The 18,260-nt window shown below is 56.2% G+C and carries 15 protein-coding genes; 4 read left to right on the plus strand and 11 right to left on the minus strand.

What is annotated here, in order from left to right; genetic code table 11:
* Positions 1 to 118: 118 nt before the first annotated feature.
* Both rplY and radD read right to left on the minus strand, forming a co-directional pair.
* Positions 119 to 403, minus strand: a complete 285-nt coding sequence (gene rplY, locus ENTHG_RS01990) for a 50S ribosomal protein L25 (protein WP_044172943.1) — start codon at positions 401 to 403, stop codon at positions 119 to 121.
* Positions 404 to 541: 138 nt separating this feature from the next.
* The gene (gene radD, locus ENTHG_RS01995; protein ID WP_044172947.1) at positions 542 to 2,302 is read right to left on the minus strand and encodes a DNA repair helicase RadD; all 1,761 of its coding nucleotides are present in this window, start codon (positions 2,300 to 2,302) and stop codon (positions 542 to 544) included.
* 152 nt (positions 2,303 to 2,454) lie between these two features.
* Here radD and rsuA point away from each other — a divergent pair, with 152 nt between their 5' ends.
* The 3 genes from rsuA (at position 2,455) to ENTHG_RS02010 (ending at position 5,165) form a co-directional block, all read left to right on the plus strand.
* On the plus strand, positions 2,455 to 3,162 hold the full coding sequence (gene rsuA / locus ENTHG_RS02000) for a 16S rRNA pseudouridine(516) synthase RsuA (RefSeq protein ID WP_044172950.1): 708 nt from the start codon (positions 2,455 to 2,457) through the stop codon (positions 3,160 to 3,162).
* A gap of 15 nt (positions 3,163 to 3,177) precedes the next feature.
* Positions 3,178 to 4,371 (plus strand): Bcr/CflA family multidrug efflux MFS transporter, encoded by a 1,194-nt coding sequence (locus tag ENTHG_RS02005; RefSeq protein ID WP_044172953.1) that lies wholly within the window; start codon positions 3,178 to 3,180, stop codon positions 4,369 to 4,371.
* A 452-nt stretch (positions 4,372 to 4,823) separates the two neighbouring features.
* The gene (locus ENTHG_RS02010; protein WP_044172956.1) at positions 4,824 to 5,165 is read left to right on the plus strand and encodes a YejG family protein; all 342 of its coding nucleotides are present in this window, start codon (positions 4,824 to 4,826) and stop codon (positions 5,163 to 5,165) included.
* 3 nt (positions 5,166 to 5,168) lie between these two features.
* On the opposite strand, the gene yejF is transcribed toward ENTHG_RS02010, so the two are convergent.
* From yejF to ENTHG_RS02055, 9 genes are all read right to left on the minus strand, one after another.
* Complete coding sequence (yejF, locus tag ENTHG_RS02015) at positions 5,169 to 6,758, minus strand: microcin C ABC transporter ATP-binding protein YejF (protein ID WP_044172959.1); 1,590 nt, start codon at positions 6,756 to 6,758, stop codon at positions 5,169 to 5,171.
* 1 nt (position 6,759) lies between these two features.
* A complete protein-coding gene (locus ENTHG_RS02020; RefSeq protein WP_044172962.1) occupies positions 6,760 to 7,785 on the minus strand; it encodes a microcin C ABC transporter permease in 1,026 nt (341 codons plus the stop codon).
* Positions 7,785 to 8,885, minus strand: coding sequence for a microcin C ABC transporter permease YejB (locus tag ENTHG_RS02025; RefSeq protein ID WP_044172963.1), 1,101 nt, complete (start codon positions 8,883 to 8,885; stop codon positions 7,785 to 7,787). The genes ENTHG_RS02020 and ENTHG_RS02025 overlap by 1 nt, the downstream gene beginning before the upstream one ends.
* A gap of 9 nt (positions 8,886 to 8,894) precedes the next feature.
* Positions 8,895 to 10,658, minus strand: coding sequence for an extracellular solute-binding protein (locus tag ENTHG_RS02030; RefSeq protein ID WP_425325296.1), 1,764 nt, complete (start codon positions 10,656 to 10,658; stop codon positions 8,895 to 8,897).
* A gap of 139 nt (positions 10,659 to 10,797) precedes the next feature.
* On the minus strand, positions 10,798 to 12,354 hold the full coding sequence (locus ENTHG_RS02035) for a cyclic di-GMP phosphodiesterase (protein WP_044172966.1): 1,557 nt from the start codon (positions 12,352 to 12,354) through the stop codon (positions 10,798 to 10,800).
* Between the two features lie 189 nt (positions 12,355 to 12,543).
* A complete protein-coding gene (gene mepS, locus ENTHG_RS02040; RefSeq protein ID WP_044172968.1) occupies positions 12,544 to 13,107 on the minus strand; it encodes a bifunctional murein DD-endopeptidase/murein LD-carboxypeptidase in 564 nt (187 codons plus the stop codon).
* Between the two features lie 433 nt (positions 13,108 to 13,540).
* Positions 13,541 to 14,233, minus strand: coding sequence for a phosphatase PAP2 family protein (locus ENTHG_RS02045; protein WP_044178872.1), 693 nt, complete (start codon positions 14,231 to 14,233; stop codon positions 13,541 to 13,543).
* 42 nt (positions 14,234 to 14,275) lie between these two features.
* A complete protein-coding gene (locus ENTHG_RS02050; RefSeq protein WP_044172970.1) occupies positions 14,276 to 15,253 on the minus strand; it encodes a CobW family GTP-binding protein in 978 nt (325 codons plus the stop codon).
* A 113-nt stretch (positions 15,254 to 15,366) separates the two neighbouring features.
* On the minus strand, positions 15,367 to 16,833 hold the full coding sequence (locus ENTHG_RS02055) for a mannitol dehydrogenase family protein (RefSeq protein ID WP_044172972.1): 1,467 nt from the start codon (positions 16,831 to 16,833) through the stop codon (positions 15,367 to 15,369).
* A 208-nt stretch (positions 16,834 to 17,041) separates the two neighbouring features.
* Here ENTHG_RS02055 and uxuA point away from each other — a divergent pair, with 208 nt between their 5' ends.
* Positions 17,042 to 18,232: a mannonate dehydratase gene (gene uxuA / locus ENTHG_RS02060; protein WP_044172974.1), complete on the plus strand. Its 1,191-nt coding sequence runs from the start codon at positions 17,042 to 17,044 to the stop codon at positions 18,230 to 18,232.
* Positions 18,233 to 18,260: the final 28 nt, after the last annotated feature.

Genomic DNA, 18,260 nt, shown 5'->3' on the forward strand with positions numbered 1-18,260 from the left:
TTGCGGCGAAATGCCTTATCCGGGCTACCGTCATTGTGCCGCTCTTTCGTCACTCAGGTTTGTTAACAAACTCAAAAAAAACCCCGCAGCGCGGGGTTTTTTCACAGCTTGTCGGCGATTAAGCGCGAACGAAGTCGATGTGAGTCAGTTTCGGCTTGAACGCGTGACGCTGTACAGCCTGAACTTTCACTTTAACTTCTTTGCCGTCGACAGCCAGGGTCAGAACGTCGCTGTAGAACTCAGGTTTAGTCTGCATGTTCCAAACTTTATCGTGGTCCAGTTCGATAGCGATCGGCTCTTCTTTCCCGCCGTAAACGATAGCCGGGAATTTGTTAGCTGCGCGCAGGCGGCGGCTCGCACCCTTACCCTGCTCTTTACGTACTTCTGCGTTAATAGTGGTCATGACAATTCTCTTTAATAGTGCCTGCTACAGGCGACCCAGCAACAGGCGAATGATCTGCTTTGCGGATGCAAAAGCGGGCGACACTATAGCCGAAAATCTTCCGGGCGGCAACGAAAAGCGCCGCTGGCGGCGCAAAAGTCAGCCGCGCAGCTCGTTGGCGCGGCGAAAGCGACCTTCGTAGTCAAACACTTTTTCCCGCACCTGCCAGAACTGCCCCTTTTTACGCGCCACCACAAAATCCGGGTGGCGTAACAGCGCCTGCTGCGCCACGATATCCGCCGCCTGTATCCAGCGCAGGGGCACGCCAGGCGTGCGGGTGTGCGGGCGCATAAAAAGCTGCTCGAAGGCGGTGCGCTGGGCAGGCGTCTGCAGGCGGTAACGTTCGCTGACGTCCGCGCCGTCCTCATCGTAGTAGGTAATTTTCAGCCATTCGCCTTTCTCATCCGCCCCGTGGTACAGCGTCATGCCGCTACAGCGCAGCACCAGCGCGTCTTTTAGCTTCAGCGCCGCTTTCAGCATATCGTCCGGGTCCACCAGCACCGTGTCGCAGCAGCGGCAGCGGCGGGCGGCAATGTCATTCTCGGCGTTACACTGCGGGCAGTTTTTAAAGCGAAAACGGTAATCGCACTGCTCCCGCGTGCCGTCGTCATCTTCCAGCCACCCCTGACAGCGGCGGCCAAAATGTTCAATCAGCGTGCCGTCGGCGGTTGTCTTTCCCCAGAAAGTATTCGCAAACCCGCAGGCGGGGCAGAAAACCTGCACCGGCACGTTATCGCTTTTGCCTTTCGGCGCGCCCACCTCCGGGGTATAGAGATCGTGGGGATTACCGGCGTAATCCAGGATCAGGCAGTCGGTCTTGCCGGGCGAGAGGCGCAGGCCGCGCCCGACAATTTGCTGATACAGGCTGACGGACTCCGTCGGGCGGAGTATGGCGATAAGATCCACATGCGGCGCGTCAAAGCCGGTGGTCAACACCGAAACGTTGACCAGGTAGCGAAAGCGTCGGTCTTTAAAAGCCTGAATCAGTTCATCGCGCTGCGGGCCTGGCGTCTCGCCGGTAATGAGCGCCGCTTCGCCCGCAGGCAGCAGGCCAAAAACCTCATGCGCGTGTTCCACGGTAGCGGCAAAAATCATCACCCCCTGGCGCGCGGCGGCAAATTCAATAATCTGGCTGACAATATGCGGCGTAATGCGGCGCTGCTTTTTTAGCTCGCGGTTAAGATCGGCTTCGCTAAACAGGCCGTTGCTCTGCGCCTGCAGGCGGCTGAAATCATACTGCACGACCGGCATATCGAGCCGCTCCGGCGGCGTCAGGTAGCCGTGCTTGATCATATAGCGCAGCGGCAGCTCGTAAATGCAGTCGCGGAAAAGCGCGTTCTCCGCCCCGCGTACCATGCCGTGATAATGAAAGCGGTAGATCCAGCCTTTTCCCAGCCGGAAGGGGGTGGCGGTCAGGCCGAGTAGCCGCACCTGCGGGTTGACGCTGCGCAGATGCTGCAAAATTTGCTGATACTGGCTGTCGTCGTCGTCGCTGATACGGTGACATTCATCAACGATCAACAAGGAAAATTCCCCCTGGAACTGCTCCAGGTTACGTGCCACCGACTGCACGCTGCCAAACACCACTTTGCCGTGGCTTTGCTTGCGCTTTAGCCCGGCGGCGAAGATATCCGCAGGCAGTCCCAGCGCGATGTACTTGGCGTGGTTTTGCGCGACCAGCTCTTTTACATGGGCCAGCACCAATACCCGCCCGCGGGCAACGCGCGCCAGTTCGGCTATCACCAGGCTTTTGCCCGCCCCGGTAGGCAGGACAATAACGGCGGGTTCGGCGTGGCGGCGAAAGTGGGCGAGGGTGGCGTCAACCGCCTCGCGCTGGTAGGGGCGAAGGGTAAATGTCATGGTCTTTGCAGGTATTAACGTCATCCCCCTATTATGCCACGAATCTTTCCCTTGAGCGGGGCGGAATGGCCGTTATACTGACAGGGTAAACCATACATTCTTCTTTTTGGACGAAAGTCCTGCTTCCAGCAGCATACAGGCAAAACAATTTCATGCGACTTGATAAGTTTATCGCTCAGCAACTCGGCGTGAGCCGTGCCATTGCCGGGCGTGAAATCCGCGCCAGCCGCGTCACGGTAGATGGCGACATCATTAAAGACTCCGCGTTTAAACTGCAGCCCGAACATGAGGTGGAGTACGACGGCAACACCCTTGTCCAGCAGACCGGCCCGCGCTATTTCATGCTGTATAAACCGGAAGGTTACGTCTGCTCGACGGACGACCCCGATCATCCGACAGTCCTCTATTTTCTTGATGAGCCGGTTGCCCACAAGCTGCACGCCGCAGGCCGCCTGGATATCGACACGACCGGTCTGGTGCTGATGACCGATGACGGGCAGTGGTCGCACCGCATTACCTCGCCGCGCCATCACTGCGAAAAGACCTATCTGGTCACTCTGGAGTCCCCTGTCGCTGACGATACCGCGGCGCGCTTCGCCGAAGGCGTTCAGTTACACAATGAAAAAGAGCTGACCCGCCCGGCGCAGCTGGAAGTGATAACGCCGACCGAAGTACGCCTGACCATCAGCGAAGGGCGCTATCACCAGGTGAAACGGATGTTCGCCGCCGTGGGCAACCATGTGGTGGGGCTGCATCGTGAGCGCATCGGCGCAATAACGCTTGATGAGAGCCTTGCGCCCGGTGAATACCGCGCGCTGACCGCAGATGAAATCGCCAGTGTCGGTTTGACCTCTCGTTAATCACAGGAGTTTGTCGTGACCACCAGGCCACACTCATCGTTGAACTTCATCTTCATCATTGGCCTGCTGGCCATGCTGATGCCGCTCTCTATTGATATGTATCTGCCTGCTCTGCCGGTTATCTCTGAGCAGTTTAACGTGCCGGCAGGCAGCGCGCAGATGACCCTGAGTAGCTATATTCTGGGGTTTGCGCTGGGGCAACTGGTCTATGGGCCCATGGCCGACAGCATCGGGCGTAAGCCGGTCATCCTCGGCGGCACGCTGATCTTCGCCGCCGCCGCGGTAGCCTGTGCGCTGGCGCAAACCGTCGATCAGCTTATTACCATGCGCTTTTTGCACGGGCTGGCGGCAGCGGCGGCAAGCGTGGTGATTAACGCCTTAATGCGCGATATGTTCCCCCGCGAGGAGTTCTCGCGCATGATGTCGTTCGTAATGCTGGTGACCACCATCGCGCCGCTGCTGGCGCCGATGATCGGCGGGGCGGTGCTCATCTGGTTTAACTGGCACGCCATTTTCTGGATCCTGGCGATTGCCGCGCTGCTGGCCTCGGCGATGATCGCCATTTTTATTCGGGAAACGCTACCGCCGGAGCGTCATCAGCCGTTTCACCTGCGAACCACGGTGGGTAACTTCGCCACGCTGTTTCGCCATAAGCGCGTGCTGAGCTATATGCTGGCGAGCGGGTTTAGCTTTGCAGGGATGTTCTCCTTTCTGAGCGCCGGGCCGTTTGTCTATATCGAAATAAACCACGTTTCGCCGCAGAACTTTGGTTACTACTTCGCGCTGAATATCGTCTTTCTGTTTGTGATGACCATTATTAACGGGCGCTTCGTGCGCCGCGTCGGGGCGCTGAAGATGTTCCGCGGCGGGCTATGGGTGCAGTTTGTGATGGCTATCTGGATGGTGATTACCGCGCTGCTGGACGTAGGCTTCTGGTCGCTGGTAGTGGGCGTTGCGGCGTTTGTGGGCTGCGTCTCGCTGGTCTCATCCAACGCCATGGCGGTCATTCTCGATGAATTCCCCCATATGGCCGGAACGGCTTCATCGCTGGCGGGCACGTTCCGTTTTGGTATCGGGGCGATTGTCGGCGCGCTGCTCGCGATGTGCACCTTTAACTCCGCCTGGCCTATGATCGGCTCAATGACCTTCTGCGCCACCAGCTCCATTCTCTTCTATCTCTACGCCAGCCGACCCCGCAGGCGGGCGTAGACGCTACACCCACCGGCACTTAAATGTAGCCCGGATAAAGCGTTACGCCGCATCCGGGATTCCCGGGTGCGCTTGCGCTTTCCCGAGCTACACCGCTGCATAAATCCCGCAGACGTTGCTCACAATTTGACTGCGCCTGCGGTCCTTTTTTTGATGCATATCAACCGAATTTCACTTACCCTCGGACTTGTTTGTTTATTTTATGTAAAATATGTTTGTGTAAAAAGTCACATCCTTGTAGTAAAAAAAGTTGAGATAGATCGCAGAAACGGGTACATATAGCCGCAAAAGCGGTACAGGTTCATCCATAAAAAAGAAGAGAAATGAACCGGTAGCCCAGGCAGTGCGCGCGTTTGGCTTTTTTCACTGCCGCTGACAGGACGATTTGTCAATAATGTGTTAACATGGATGTGAAATATTTGTGAAGTGATTGGTATTTCCGGGGACAAAAAGTGAATACGTTACAACTCTCCATCATCCACCGTTTGCCTCAGTGCTATCGCTGGCGTGACGGTTTTGCAGGTGCCAAAGTTGAACCGATTCCGCACAATGATGATGCGGAAGGGCGACTGGTTGCCTTAAAGTTATTGAGCCCGGACGGCGACAGCGCCTGGCCGGTGATGCACAAACTCAGCCAGGCGTTGAGCGATATCGAAGTCGACTGCTCCGTGGTGGAGTGCGAAGGGGAACCGTGCTTGTTCGTTAACTGTCAGGACGAATTTGCCGCTACCTGCCGGTTGAAAAACTTCGGCGTGGCGATTGCCGAGCCCTTTACCAGCCAGAACCCCTTCTGAGCGTCAGCGTAATGCCAGAAGCTGACGCGTATACTCCTGCTGCGGGTCGCTGAACACGCGGCGGCACTCTCCCTGTTCCACCACTTTCCCCTGTTTCAGCACGATCACCTGGTGGCACAGGGAACGCACCACCTGTAAATCATGGCTGATAAAGATATAGGCCAGCCGGTGAGTCTGCTGGAGCGATTTCAGCAGGGCCAGGATCTGCGCCTGCACCGTGCGATCCAGCGATGAGGTCGGCTCATCGAGAATAATCAGCTGCGGTTTCAGAATCAGCGCCCTGGCGATAGCGATACGCTGGCGCTGACCGCCGGAAAACTGGCCGGGAAAGCGCCGCCGGGTTTCCGGGTCCAGCCCCACCTCCTGCATTACCCGAATAACCTCCTGTTCACGCGCATCACTGCTGAGGGCCGGCTGATGCACCAGCAGACCCTCTTCAATAATTTGCTGTACGTTGAGCCGGGGGTTGAGCGCAGAATTAGGGTCCTGAAAGACGACCTGAATGCGATGGCGTACCGGCAGCATCTGCTTGCGGTTCCATTCATGCAGCGGCTTACCGTCAAAGATAATGCGCCCCTGCGAAGCGATAAGCCGCAGGAGGGCAAGGCCGGTGGTGCTTTTACCCGAGCCCGATTCCCCCACCAGCCCCAGCGTTTCCCCCGGGCGCAGCGTAAAATCTACCGATTCCACCACCTGTTTCTGGTCGGTAACGCGCCTGAATAACCCTTTACGCAGCGGAAAACTTACCGCCAGCTTTTCAACCTGCAGCAGGGGCGATGCCTGCGGATCAAGCGGTACGGGCTCGCCTGCCGGTTCGCTGTTAAGCAGCTGTCGGGTATAGGGGTGCGCGGGCAGGGTAAAAAGCGCGGCGGTACGGTTCTGCTCCACGCAGCGGCCGTTTTGCATCACCGCCACGTTGTCGGCCAGCTTTTTAACGATGCTCAGGTTATGGGTGATAAACAGCAGACCCATATTCAGCTCCTGCCGAAGCTCGCGCAGCAGCGACAGAATTTGCGCCTGCACCGTGACATCCAGCGCGGTGGTCGGCTCGTCGGCAATCAGCAATTCCGGGCGGGTCAGTAACGCCATGGCGATCATCACCCGCTGGCGCTCGCCGCCGGAGAGCTGATGGGGAAAATCCCCCAGCCGCTGGCGGGCGTTACGTATGCCAACGCGATCGAGGCAGGTCAGGATTTCGCCGCGCGCGGCCTCCCGGCGCATTCCACGGTGGAGGGAAAGCACCTCATAGAGCTGCTTTTCAATGCTGTGCAGCGGGTTAAGCGAAACCATCGGCTCCTGGAAAATCATGGCGATTTTATTGCCGCGCACCCCGCGCAGGGTCCGCTCGCTGGCATGCAGCAGGCTCTCGCCGTGGAACAGAATGTCCCCCTGCGGATAGACCGCTGGCGGAGTAGGCAGCAGGCGAAGAATCGACAGGGCGCTGACGCTTTTACCAGAGCCGGATTCCCCTACCAGCGCCAGCGTTTCGCCAGCCTCAATCCGCAACGAGAGGGCGTCCACCACGGTGCGCAGGCTTTCCTGCTGGCGAAAGGCGATAGAGAGCGAATCAATGTGGAGCAAAGGAGTGGCCATATTACACCGCCTTGTCAGGATCGAAGGCGTCGCGTACCGCTTCACCAATAAAAATCAGCAGCGACAGCAGTACCGCCACCGACAAAAATGCGGCGATACCCAGCCACGGTGCCTGCAGATTGTTCTTTCCCTGCAGCAGAAGTTCGCCGAGGGAGGGCGACCCCAGCGGCAGACCAAAACCAAGGAAATCCAGCGATGTCAGGGTCGAGATGGAACTGCACAAAATAAAAGGAAGAAAGGTGAGGGTAGCGACCATCGCATTAGGCAACATATGGCGCAGCATAATATGCCGGTCGCTCACCCCCAGCGCCTGCGCGGCGCGGATGTAATCAAAATTGCGGGTGCGCAGAAACTCGGCGCGCACGATGCCCACCAGACTCATCCAGCCAAACAGCACCGTGATCGCCAGCAGCCACCAGAAGCCAGGCTGAACCACGCTTGAGAGCAAAATAATCAAAAACAGCGTTGGCATACCGGACCACACCTCAATCAGCCGCTGGCCCCACAGATCGATCTTACCGCCGTAATAGCCCTGTATCGCCCCCGCCAGCACGCCAATCACCGATGAAAACAGGGTCAGCATCAGGCCAAAAAGCAGGGAAATACGCGTACCGTAGAGAATGCGTGCCAGCACATCGCCGCCGTTGGCGTCCGTGCCCAGCCAGTTCTGTTTTGAGGGTGGTGCCGGAAAAGGCCGGTCTGAGGCGTAGTTGATGCTGCGCGCGCCGAAGCGGATCGGTGCCTGGAGCATCCAGCCATGGTCGTTCAGCTGTTTTTGCAGCCACGGGTCCTGATAATCCGCCGCGGTGGCGAACGGGCCGCCAAAGTCGCTTTCGCTGTAGTTGAAGATGACTGGCACAAACCATTTACCTTCATAGCGCACCAGCAGGGGCTTATCGTTAGCGATAAGCTCCGCGAACAGGCTGCACAGGAAGATAATTAAAAAGATCCACAGCGACCAGTAGCCCCGCCGGTTATGGCGAAAACGCGCCCAGCGAGCCTGATTGACATAGCTTAAGTGAAACATCAGCGTCCCTCGAAGTCGATGCGCGGGTCGACCAGCGTATAGCTGATATCGCTGACGATATTCAGCAACAGACCGATAAGCGTGAAAATATAGAGCGTGCCGAACATTACCGGATAATCCCGCGAAACGGTCGCTTCATAGCCCAGCAGGCCCAGCCCGTTCAGGGAAAAAATCACTTCGATAAGCAGTGAACCGGTAAAAAACATGCTGATAAAGGTGGCGGGAAAACCGGCAATCACCAGCAGCATGGCGTTACGAAAAACGTGTTTGCGCATGATATTGCCTTCGCTCACCCCTTTCGCCCGCGCCGTGACCACATACTGCTTGCGGATCTCATCCATAAACGAGTTTTTGGTCAACATCGTCAGCGAAGCAAAGCCGCCAATAACCGTTGCCAGCACCGGCAGGGTGATATGCCACAGATAGTCAGTGATTTTTTGATACCAGGGAAGGGTGTCGAAATTTGCCGAAACCAGCCCACGCAGCGGGAAGAGATCGTAATAGCTGCCGCCCGCGAAAAAGACGATCAACAGTATGGCGAACAAAAAAGCCGGGATAGCGTAGCCGATGATAATAAACGCGCTGCTCCAGACATCGAAACGGCTGCCGTTGTAGACCGCTTTGCGGATGCCGAGCGGAATCGACACCAGATAGATAATCAGCGTCCCCCACAGGCCAAGCGTGACCGAGACCGGCAGGCTGTCTTTGATAAGCTGCAATACCGATGCGCTGCGAAACAGGCTGTCGCCAAAATCGAAGCGCAAATAATCGCCGAGCATTTTGAAATAGCGCTCGTGCAGCGGTTTATCGAACCCGTAGCGTTTGGTGATTTCAGCAACGACCTGCGGGTCCAGGCCGCGCCCGCCGCGATAGTGGCTGTCGTTGCTAAGCGCGCTGCCGACGCCGGTACGGGCATGGGAAGCGCTGGCGCCATCCTGGGCTGCGCCCGGCAGTCCGCCCTGATTGCCGAACTCAATAGCGGCAATGGCCTGATCAACCGGGCCGCCCGGCGCAATCTGCACAATAAAAAAGTTAATGGTGATAATGGCCCACAGGGTGGGGATTATCAGCAATAAACGTCGAATAATATAGGCACCCATCTCTGCTCCTTAGCGTCTGGCAGCGGGCAGTCTGGCCGCTTTATTCACGTCATACCACCAGTTTTCAAAGCCGAGCGAATAGACAGGACGTACCGACGGCATGGAAAATTTATCCCAGAAGGCAATGCGGTCGGCGGGCATATACCACATCGGCAACATGTAGTAGTTCCACGTCAGCACTCTGTCGAGCGCGCGGCCAAGGGGCAGCAGCTTCTCTTTATTGCCCTGCCAGCGCACGATTTGCGTGAGCAGCGCGTCCAGAACCGGGCTTTTAACGCCGGGGGCGTTATACGAGGAGTCAATATATTGCGAGCCCCATGAAATCTGTAAATCAGAACTGGGCCAGGGCATCGCGCGTACGAGGCGTGGCATCATATCGTAATCACGCGAGCGCAGACGATTGGTGATTTGCGAGTTATCCACCTGGCGCACTTCCATCGTGATGCCGAGGCGGGCAAGGTTATGCTGGAATGGCAAGACCCACTGGTCGTTACCGCCAGACGGCAGCAACAGCTCAAAGACAAAAGGCTTATTGGTCTTCACATTTACCCGCCGCTGATTTTTCATCACCCAGCCCGCCTGGGTTAGCAGTTCGCTGGCTTTCAGCAGGTTCTGCCTGTCATAACCATCACCCTTCGAAACGGGCGGGGAGTAAACGGAGGTAAACACTTCTGGCGGCAGGTCCGCTTTTAGCGGGGCGAGAAGGGTTAATTCGTCAGCGTCCGGATAGCCGCGAGCGGCGTACTCGGTGTTCTGAAAGTAGCTGTTCGCCCGGCTATAAGCGCCATAGAAGAGCGCTTTGTTCATCCACTCAAAGTCAAAGGCGAGCGAAACCGCCTCACGAACCCGACGATCGCTGAATACCGGGCGCTGAATATTAAACGCCAGCCAGCGGGTATCCTGGGCCGAACTGTTTTGCTGGAGATCTTTAACAATGTACCCCCGGTCGAAATTATTGCCGACATAGCGCGTGGCCCAGTTTTTAGCGCTGCTTTCGGTGCGCATGTCGAACGCCCCCGCTTTGAAGGCTTCAAAGGCGACGTTATCGTCCAGGTAGTAATCGTAGCGAATGGTGTCGAAATTCCAGCGCCCGCGGTTAACGGGCAGCGTTGCCGCCCAGTAATTTTTGACCCTGGAGTAGGTAATATACTGCCCCATGCGCCAGCTGCTGATGCGATATGGCCCGCTGGCGAGGGGCGGCTTAGAGAGGGGGTCGTTGAGCTTGTGATCTTTCCAGAATTTTTCCGGCATGATGGGGAGGGTAAACAGGCTCAGCATGTCTTCTTTGCCCGGCTCGCCAAGTTTAAAGCGTACCGTCAGCGGCGCGACGGCCGTTGCCGTGGTGCCTTTATAGACCAGGCGGAACTGCGGCACCCCTTCGGTCATAAATTTGTTAAAGGTGAACACCACATCGCTGGCGCGAATGGGGCTACCGTCGTGGAAGACCGCCCGCGGATTGAGGGAAATCTCTACCCACGAATAATCATCGGCGTAGCGGGCCATTTCGGCAATCAGCGGGTAGTAACTTCCCGGCTCGTCATCGGAGGTGGTGAACAGCGAGTCGTACAGCGTATCGGTGCGAACCGCGGCGTTGCCGCGCATGGCATAGCGGTTGAAGCTGTCAAACGTCCCTGGCCAGGAGAGCGTGACGTTGCCGCCCTTTGGCGCGGCAGGGTTAACATAGTCGAAATGGCTAAAGCCGACGGCATATTTAGGTTCGCCGATCACAGCGAAAGCATAACTCTCTTTTATCGTCTGCGCGTGAGAGACCATTCCCACGAACGCTAAACAGACAATGAACAGGCGCACTAACTTCATCGGCGGGTTCCTTTTCCTGCGGCGCACCGGGCGCACAACGGCTTCTTTGCTGAATAATAAGGGAGGCCAGGCGCGATGTGAAATAAATAACGGCTCAGCGCCGCGTTGAAAAGGGGGCAGGGCGCCAGGCGACGAACTGCTCCAGCGTCATCGGGCGGCTGAAATAATACCCTTGCAGAAAGTGTACGCCGTTTTCTTGCAGCCAGCGGGCCTGCTCTGGAGTTTCAACGCCTTCCGCTACGGTCACCATCTTGAGCCGTTTCGCCAGCGTCAGCACCGCGTCAAGCACGGGAGAGGTGACGGTCTCGGTCCCGATCGCGTTGACAAAGCCGCGATCGATTTTTAAATAATCCAGCGTAAAGCGTTCCAGATAAATCAGCGCGCTGTGGCCGGTGCCGAAATCGTCAATGGCGATTTCATAGCCTTCATTATGTAGCCAGCTAAAAAGGCGCGCCGCTTCGCGCTGTTGCAGCATGTCCCGCTCCGTTATCTCCAGCACCAGCGTGAAGTGATCTTCAGGCAGGGCGCGGCGAAATGCCTCAATATCGCGGGTAAAATTTTCCGTGTGCAGATGGCCTGGCGAAATGTTTACCCCCAGTTTGGCTCCCTGGGGCAACAGCGTTTTCAGCACCGGCGCATCGCGGGCGATAAGCTGAAAGAGATGCAGCGTTAAAGGCACAATCATTTTTTGCGCCTCGGCATACTGAATAAACGCATCGGGAGGAATTTCACCGGCGGTCGGGTGTTTCCATCGCATCAGCACCTCGACGCCGCGCACCCGCAGTTCAGCCGAATCCACCACCGGTTGATAAACCACATAGAACTGATTGTTTTTGATGGCGGAGAGGATCTCTTTGCCGGGGCGCACCCGGGTGTACATCAGCAGAGCGGTAAGCAGCGCTGTGATTATGCCTGCCATACCCGCACACAGCAGCGCGAACTGGATCTCCTGCGCCTGCCATTTTTCCGTATAAAGATGCACCGTCAGCGGCAGGCCCGGCAGCGGTACGCTGCGAAAAGGCCTGGCATCCAGGCTGCGCAGGTCGACCACCTCTTTTGAGAATGTTGAGATAGCCTGGTGATCCACGGCCAGCGCAATGCCGTTGAGCGCCTGCTGCCTGACGGTATAAACCAGAAAAGGGGTAAGGCTGACATTCAGCGTGGCGAACACACCGCGACTGTTCCCCTGCGGATTGCGAAACCACATGGCGATAACCGGCCTGCCCGGCAACATCGGCGTGCCGGGCAGAATTGCCATATCCAGTGTTTTATTCAGATCGAGCGCGGGGAGCAGGGTCTTCATCGGTACATTCATCGGCCCGGTGGCCGAGGAACAAAAAGCGGTGCCCTCGTTGACCAGTAAGAAAGCGCGCACATTAATGGAAAAGGCAGCCCGCGACGTCAATTCGCTGGCTGCATCGGCGCAGTCGTTCGTCGTCAGAGGCTGCAATGACCGGGCCGACCTGGCGATCTCCGTGAAATAATCACTCAGCCAGCGCTGCATGCCTGCAAGGACGGCATCCATTTTTTGTTCGTGATTGTGACGAGCGATAAACAGCTGCGCGCTGCCGATGATAATTGCCGCGCAGAGCCCGGCCACGATACTCAGCACAATGATTTTTCGACGGGGGTCTATATGACGGGTCAACATCACTTCTGTACCTGTATGGCGGCCGACATAAATGCCAGGCTATTGAGCAGGGCTAACTGCTGGAATATAGCCTGAAACAGGGGCTGCGGCATCAGGTCTTTACGAAAAAAAGTGACAAAAAAGCACCGCCGAAGCAGTGCCTTCATTTCATTTTGCGCCAGCCAAGGGATAACCGGCACAAAGGACTTTTTAGCTGCGTGTCAGGACGCGACGCGCTTCGTTATAGCGCTTCTTCCAGTACGGTTCATCCATGCTGGAGATCATCACGCCGCTGCTGGTGGAGGCATGAACGAACTGGTTATTACCGATATAAATGCCAACATGGCGACCGGTAGAACCCGCGCGGAAGAGGACTAAATCGCCGGTGCGCAAGCTGGTGCGCGACACGGATTTACCCATTTCCTGCTGCTCATAGGTTGAACGCGGCAGTTCTAAACCAAACTGTTCGCGGAAGGTGCGCTGTACGAAACCAGAACAATCAATGCCTTTTTTGGTTTCGCCGCCCAGACGGTAGCGAACGCCTTTCCAGCTGGCATATTGATCCATAAGTCTGGATTTAACATCCAGGTTACGTACCATACTTTCAAATTCATCCTGAGAGGCTTGCAGTGAAGAAGTATCTTCGCCCACAGCATGCGTCTCAGGATGCATGTTCTTTGCGGTATTGGTAGAGCAAGCTGACAACAGAACTGCTACTGCTATCGCGGGGATCGCCCGCACGAGATATCTCAAAATCGGCTGAGATTTGACCATTGAATTATTTTCCCTTGAAGTCCTTAACGATAAATATCGTTATAAAAAATGCCAACGCAGCGAGAGTAATTAGCCTGATGCAATGAGACAATTGCCTCTCTTCAAATCTGTGGTAGACCGCACAAATTTATTTGCAATGAGAATAATTGCCCTTTTGCCAAAAAGCAGACCGAGATTACCCTAACGCACCCGCCATTGCGAGCGCTTTTCTATGTTTTTTTATAAGAAATTATGATACGGAAATGCGGTTATCAGGAAAGGGTAAAAAGTGAGCAATTTAGGTTAAAAATCATGCAGGATGTTAATTTCTAACGTTATTATTATTACAGCATGATGACGAAAAAAGAACAGGCTAAAGGCTTTTTCATCAGGAATCGAAAACGATTCCTGATGAATGTGGGAAATTAAAGTTATAAATTTGTTTGAAAGATGTTTATTTTCCCGGTAAGTAACGATTAAAGAGCGCAATTATTTTATCGCTAAGGGATGTCATCAGACACCACGGCAGCCCAATCAGCACCACGGAAAGAGAACCTACGGCTATATCCGTGAACCAGTGAGCGCCAATCATTACCCGCGGGAAAGCAAAAACCACAAAAATAATCAGGGCAATGGCGAACGCTTTTTTACCGAAATAGCGCAGCATGATTGCTGAAAAAATAAGCAGCATCATGCCGTGGTCGCCAGGGAAGCTATCTTTTGACGCATCTTTCGTCGGGAAATGGAGCAGTTCGCTCACCCGATTAATGCCGCTAAAAAAGAGCGTTGGGCTTTCGCGTTTAACCGGAACCAGCAGCTGCGCAAGCTGGTTAATAACCACCGCGAACAGCAGCATCGTCAGCCCGATGATAATAATGCGGCGGCGGCCCTGCCTGTCTTCCCGCAGCCAGAACCACAGCATCAGACAGCCCATCGCTACCAGCGAGCAGGCGTCAAAGGCGCGATTGTTGGTCAACGCCACCAGCCACAAAAAGGCGCGGCTCTCCACAAGCTCGTGGTTAAAGAAGTGGAAAATCGCGGCGTCCAGCGGGAACCAGAAACCATGATTTACCGGCAGATACCAGGACAGAAACAGCGCAAGTCCAACAATGTTAAGCAGTAAAATGAGCGGTAAGCGAGTTTTCATCATTAACCATCTTTGAATAAAACGGACGCCACAGTAGAACGCTTAACTTAAACGAAGCTTCAACAAGGCGGACTGAAGCGCATTCCAGTCGGCGTCGGCGGCGGTAATCATTTCAATACGGCTATCCGGTGGCGCAACGTTCTGCGTCTCAATATGCAGATCCTGCCCCTGGCGATTAATCCGCACCAGCCCCTCCGGGATGCGCATGACCCCTTTAACCCGCTCTACCGGCGCAAGGCGCGCCCACTCCAGCAGTCCGATAGTGTCAAAAACGGTATCAGCGTCAAAAATCCACCCGCAGGCCTGATGGCCCTGGCCGCTGTTCAGGCTGCGCCGCCAGCGCTGGTGCGCAGGCAGGCTCAATGCCGCCAGGCCTTTTCGCTCGCCGCTGTGGTGGTGATGCTCAGCGCTGCCCGGCAGTGCGCGAAGGTTGAGGCGCGGTTCATCCAGTAGCGCGACGGGGATATTCCCCCGGGTGGCGTTGACGCGCTGGCGTCCCGCGCCGTTTTCACGCCACCACAGCTCAAAAGCCTGCTGGCTCTCTTCGCTGGCGCGATCTTCTTTATTGGCCACGATGATATCCGCCGCCGCCAGCTGGTCGCGGAAATTCTCATTGCCGGTGACTTTCTCATCCTGCAATTGCCGGGGATCGATAATGCACAGCGTCGCCCGCAGGTCTATCCACGGTTCATAGACCGGCGCCGTCAGGATATCCAGAATCTGTTTGGGATGGCCGAGCCCGGTGGGTTCAATCAGCAGACGATCGGGTTTTCCCTGACGCAAAAGCGTATTCAGACCAACCTGCATCGGCAGGCCGTTGACGCAGCACATGCAGCCGCCGGGGATCTCTTTAAGCAGGGCGCCGCTGTCAGCCAGCAGCGCGCCATCGATACCGACTTCGCCAAATTCGTTGACCAGCACGGCCCATTTTTCATTAGGGTCTTTATTAGCCAGCAGATGGAGAATCGACGTGGTTTTGCCGCTGCCGAGAAAGCCGGTAATAAGGTTTGTTTTCGTCACGTCCGCTCCGGAATTACACAATAATCAGTGCGATAATCCTGGCGAATAATAGCTTAAAAGAGAAGAAGGGGAGCGGAGAAAGAGGCCGCCGCTCCGTTAAAAGGCAGGAAATGTTAACGGCCCAGCGCGTTGCGCACGGCCTGATGAGCGCCAAAATCAGCAAGCTGTCGCCACGCACGTTGAATCGCATCCACAAACTGCGGCTGGACGGGCAGATCCGTGCCGAAGATTTCGCTCAGGGTCAGCAGGGCGGTAACGCGTTCGGCTTCGTCGCTGGTTTCTACGATGGCGCGAATTTTATCCGCCAGCGGGTCCCGTACGTCTATCGCGTTACCCGCATCATCCACGCCGCTGACGTAGCGCATCCAGCCCGCTACGCCCAGCGCCAGCAGCGGCCAGTCGCTCTCACGCTGCAAATGCGCGCGAATACTGTCGAGCATCCGCTGGGGCAGTTTCTGGCTACCGTCCATGGCGATTTGCCAGGTGCGGTGTTTCAGCGCCGGGTTGGCAAAACGCCCGATAAGGCTGTCGGCATACGCGTTTAAATCCACGCCGGTAATGCTCAGCGTCGGTGCCTGCTCGCCCAGCATCAGCTGATACGCGGCGGCGCGAAAATCGGCATCATCCATGCAGTCGCTGATATGGGCGAAACCGGCGAGATAGCCCAGATACGCCAGAAAAGAGTGACTGCCGTTAAGCATCCGTAATTTCATCTGTTCCCACGGGCGAACATCTGCTACCAGCTGCGCGCCTGCCGCTTCCCACGCCGGGCGTCCGGCCACGAAATTATCTTCTATTACCCACTGAATAAACGGCTCGCAGCTGATAGCGCACGGATCGTCTACTCCCAGCTCACGGGCAATTTCCGCCAGCGACTCGTCCGTTGCCGCTGGAACAATTCTGTCGACCATCGAGGAAGGAAAGCTGACATGCGCTTCAATCCACTGCGCCAGCTCCGGGGAGCGCGTCTGCGCCATGCCCAGCACCGCGTTTTTCACCACGTGGCCATTGTCGGGAATATTATCGCAGGAGAGGACGGTAAAGGGCGGCAGGCCGCGTTCACGCCGTCGGGAAAGCGCCTCGACCAGAATGCCTGGCGCGGAGTGGGGAGCGGTCGGCTCTGCCAGGTCGTGGACGATCCGCGGCTGGTTAAGATCCAGCCTGCCGGTTGCCGGGTCAATACAGTAACCCTTCTCGGTAATCGTCAGGGAGACAATAGCCACCTGCGGCTCGCAGAATTTTTCAATAATGGCGGCAAGGGAATCCAGTTTGGCGTTCAGGCACTCATTTACCGCACCGATCACATAGGCCTGATTTCCCTCAGCGCCTTTTTCCAGCACCGTATAAAGATGATCCTGCGCGCGAAGCTGCGTCATCAGCCGATCGCCGCTGAACAGGCTAATTTCGGCAATTCCCCAGTCGCCGCCCTGCGCGTTCAGCACGCGATCGGTTAACAGCGCCTGATGCGCGCGATGAAAAGCGCCAAAACCGAAGTGAACAATACGCGAACGTAGGGCCTTGCGATCATACTGTGGGAGATGGACCGTTTCCGGCAGCGTAACAGAGGCGAGAGTGTGCATGGAATGAAACCTATTTAACTAATAATTAACATTATCCAGTGTAAAGTTATATGACAGCAAAATGAATTGGTATGCCTTAAATATCCCGGGATTGTGAGCTGGATCAATCATTGCTGCGGGGGAAATTGACCGCTTTTTCCAGCCATGTATGGTAGTCGCCATAAGGTGGGTTTTATTGGTATAACAACTTTGATTTGAGGATAGCACGATGGAACAAACCTGGCGTTGGTACGGCCCGAACGATCCGGTTTCATTAGATGACGTGCGCCAGGCTGGCGCGACAGGCGTCGTGACGGCCCTGCATCATATTCCTAACGGTCAGGTCTGGCCGGTTGAAGAGATCAAACAGCGGCAGGCGCTGCTGGCGGAAAAGGGACTCACCTGGTCGGTGGTGGAGAGCATCCCGGTTCATGAAGACATTAAAACCCACAGCGGCCAGTACGACACCTGGATTGCGAATTATCAGCAAAGTATTCGTAACCTGGCGGCCTGCGGCGTGGATACCGTATGCTACAACTTTATGCCGATTCTTGACTGGACCCGTACCGACCTCGAATACACGCTGCCGGATGGCTCGAAGGCGCTGCGTTTCGACCAGATCGCGTTTGCCGCATTCGAACTGCACATCCTGAAACGCCCTGGCGCAGAGGCTGATTACAGCGAAGAAGAGCAGCGCCTGGCGCTGGACTACTTCAACGCCATGAGCGCGGCGGAAATCGATAAGCTGACGCGCAATATTATTGCCGGTCTGCCCGGTGCCGAAGAGGGGTACACCCTGGATCAGTTCCGTGCCCGTCTGGCGGAATATGACGGTATTGATAAAGCGCAGCTGCGTGAAAATATGGCTTATTTCCTGCGTGCGATTGTGCCGGTCGCTCAGGAAGCTGGCGTGCGGCTGGCGGTGCACCCGGACGATCCGCCGCGCCCGATCCTTGGCCTGCCGCGTATCGTTTCTACCATTGAGGATATGCAGTGGCTGAAAGAGGCTGTCGACAGTATCAACAACGGCTTCACCATGTGCACCGGCTCCTACGGCGTGCGCGCTGATAACGATCTGGTACGGATGATTGAGACCTTCGGCGATCGCATTCACTTCACCCACCTGCGCGCGACCTGCCGCGAAGAGAATCCAAAAACGTTCCACGAGGCGGCGCACCTGGGCGGCGACGTCAATATGGTGGCGGTGGTGGATGCCATTCTGAGCGAAGAGCAGCGGCGTAAAAAAGCAGGCGATCTGCGTCCAATTCCGTTCCGTCCTGACCACGGGCATCAGATGCTGGACGATCTGCGTAAGAAAACCAATCCGGGTTATTCTGCGATTGGTCGCCTGAAAGGCATGGCAGAAGTGCGTGGCGTCGAGCTGGCGCTGAAAATGACCAAATACCCCGACCTGCTGTAAAGCAACGCTATCCCGGATGCGGCGTTAA

This window comes from Phytobacter massiliensis JC163 (assembly GCF_000321045.1).
Classification (GTDB): Bacteria; Pseudomonadota; Gammaproteobacteria; order Enterobacterales; family Enterobacteriaceae; genus Phytobacter_A; species Phytobacter_A massiliensis.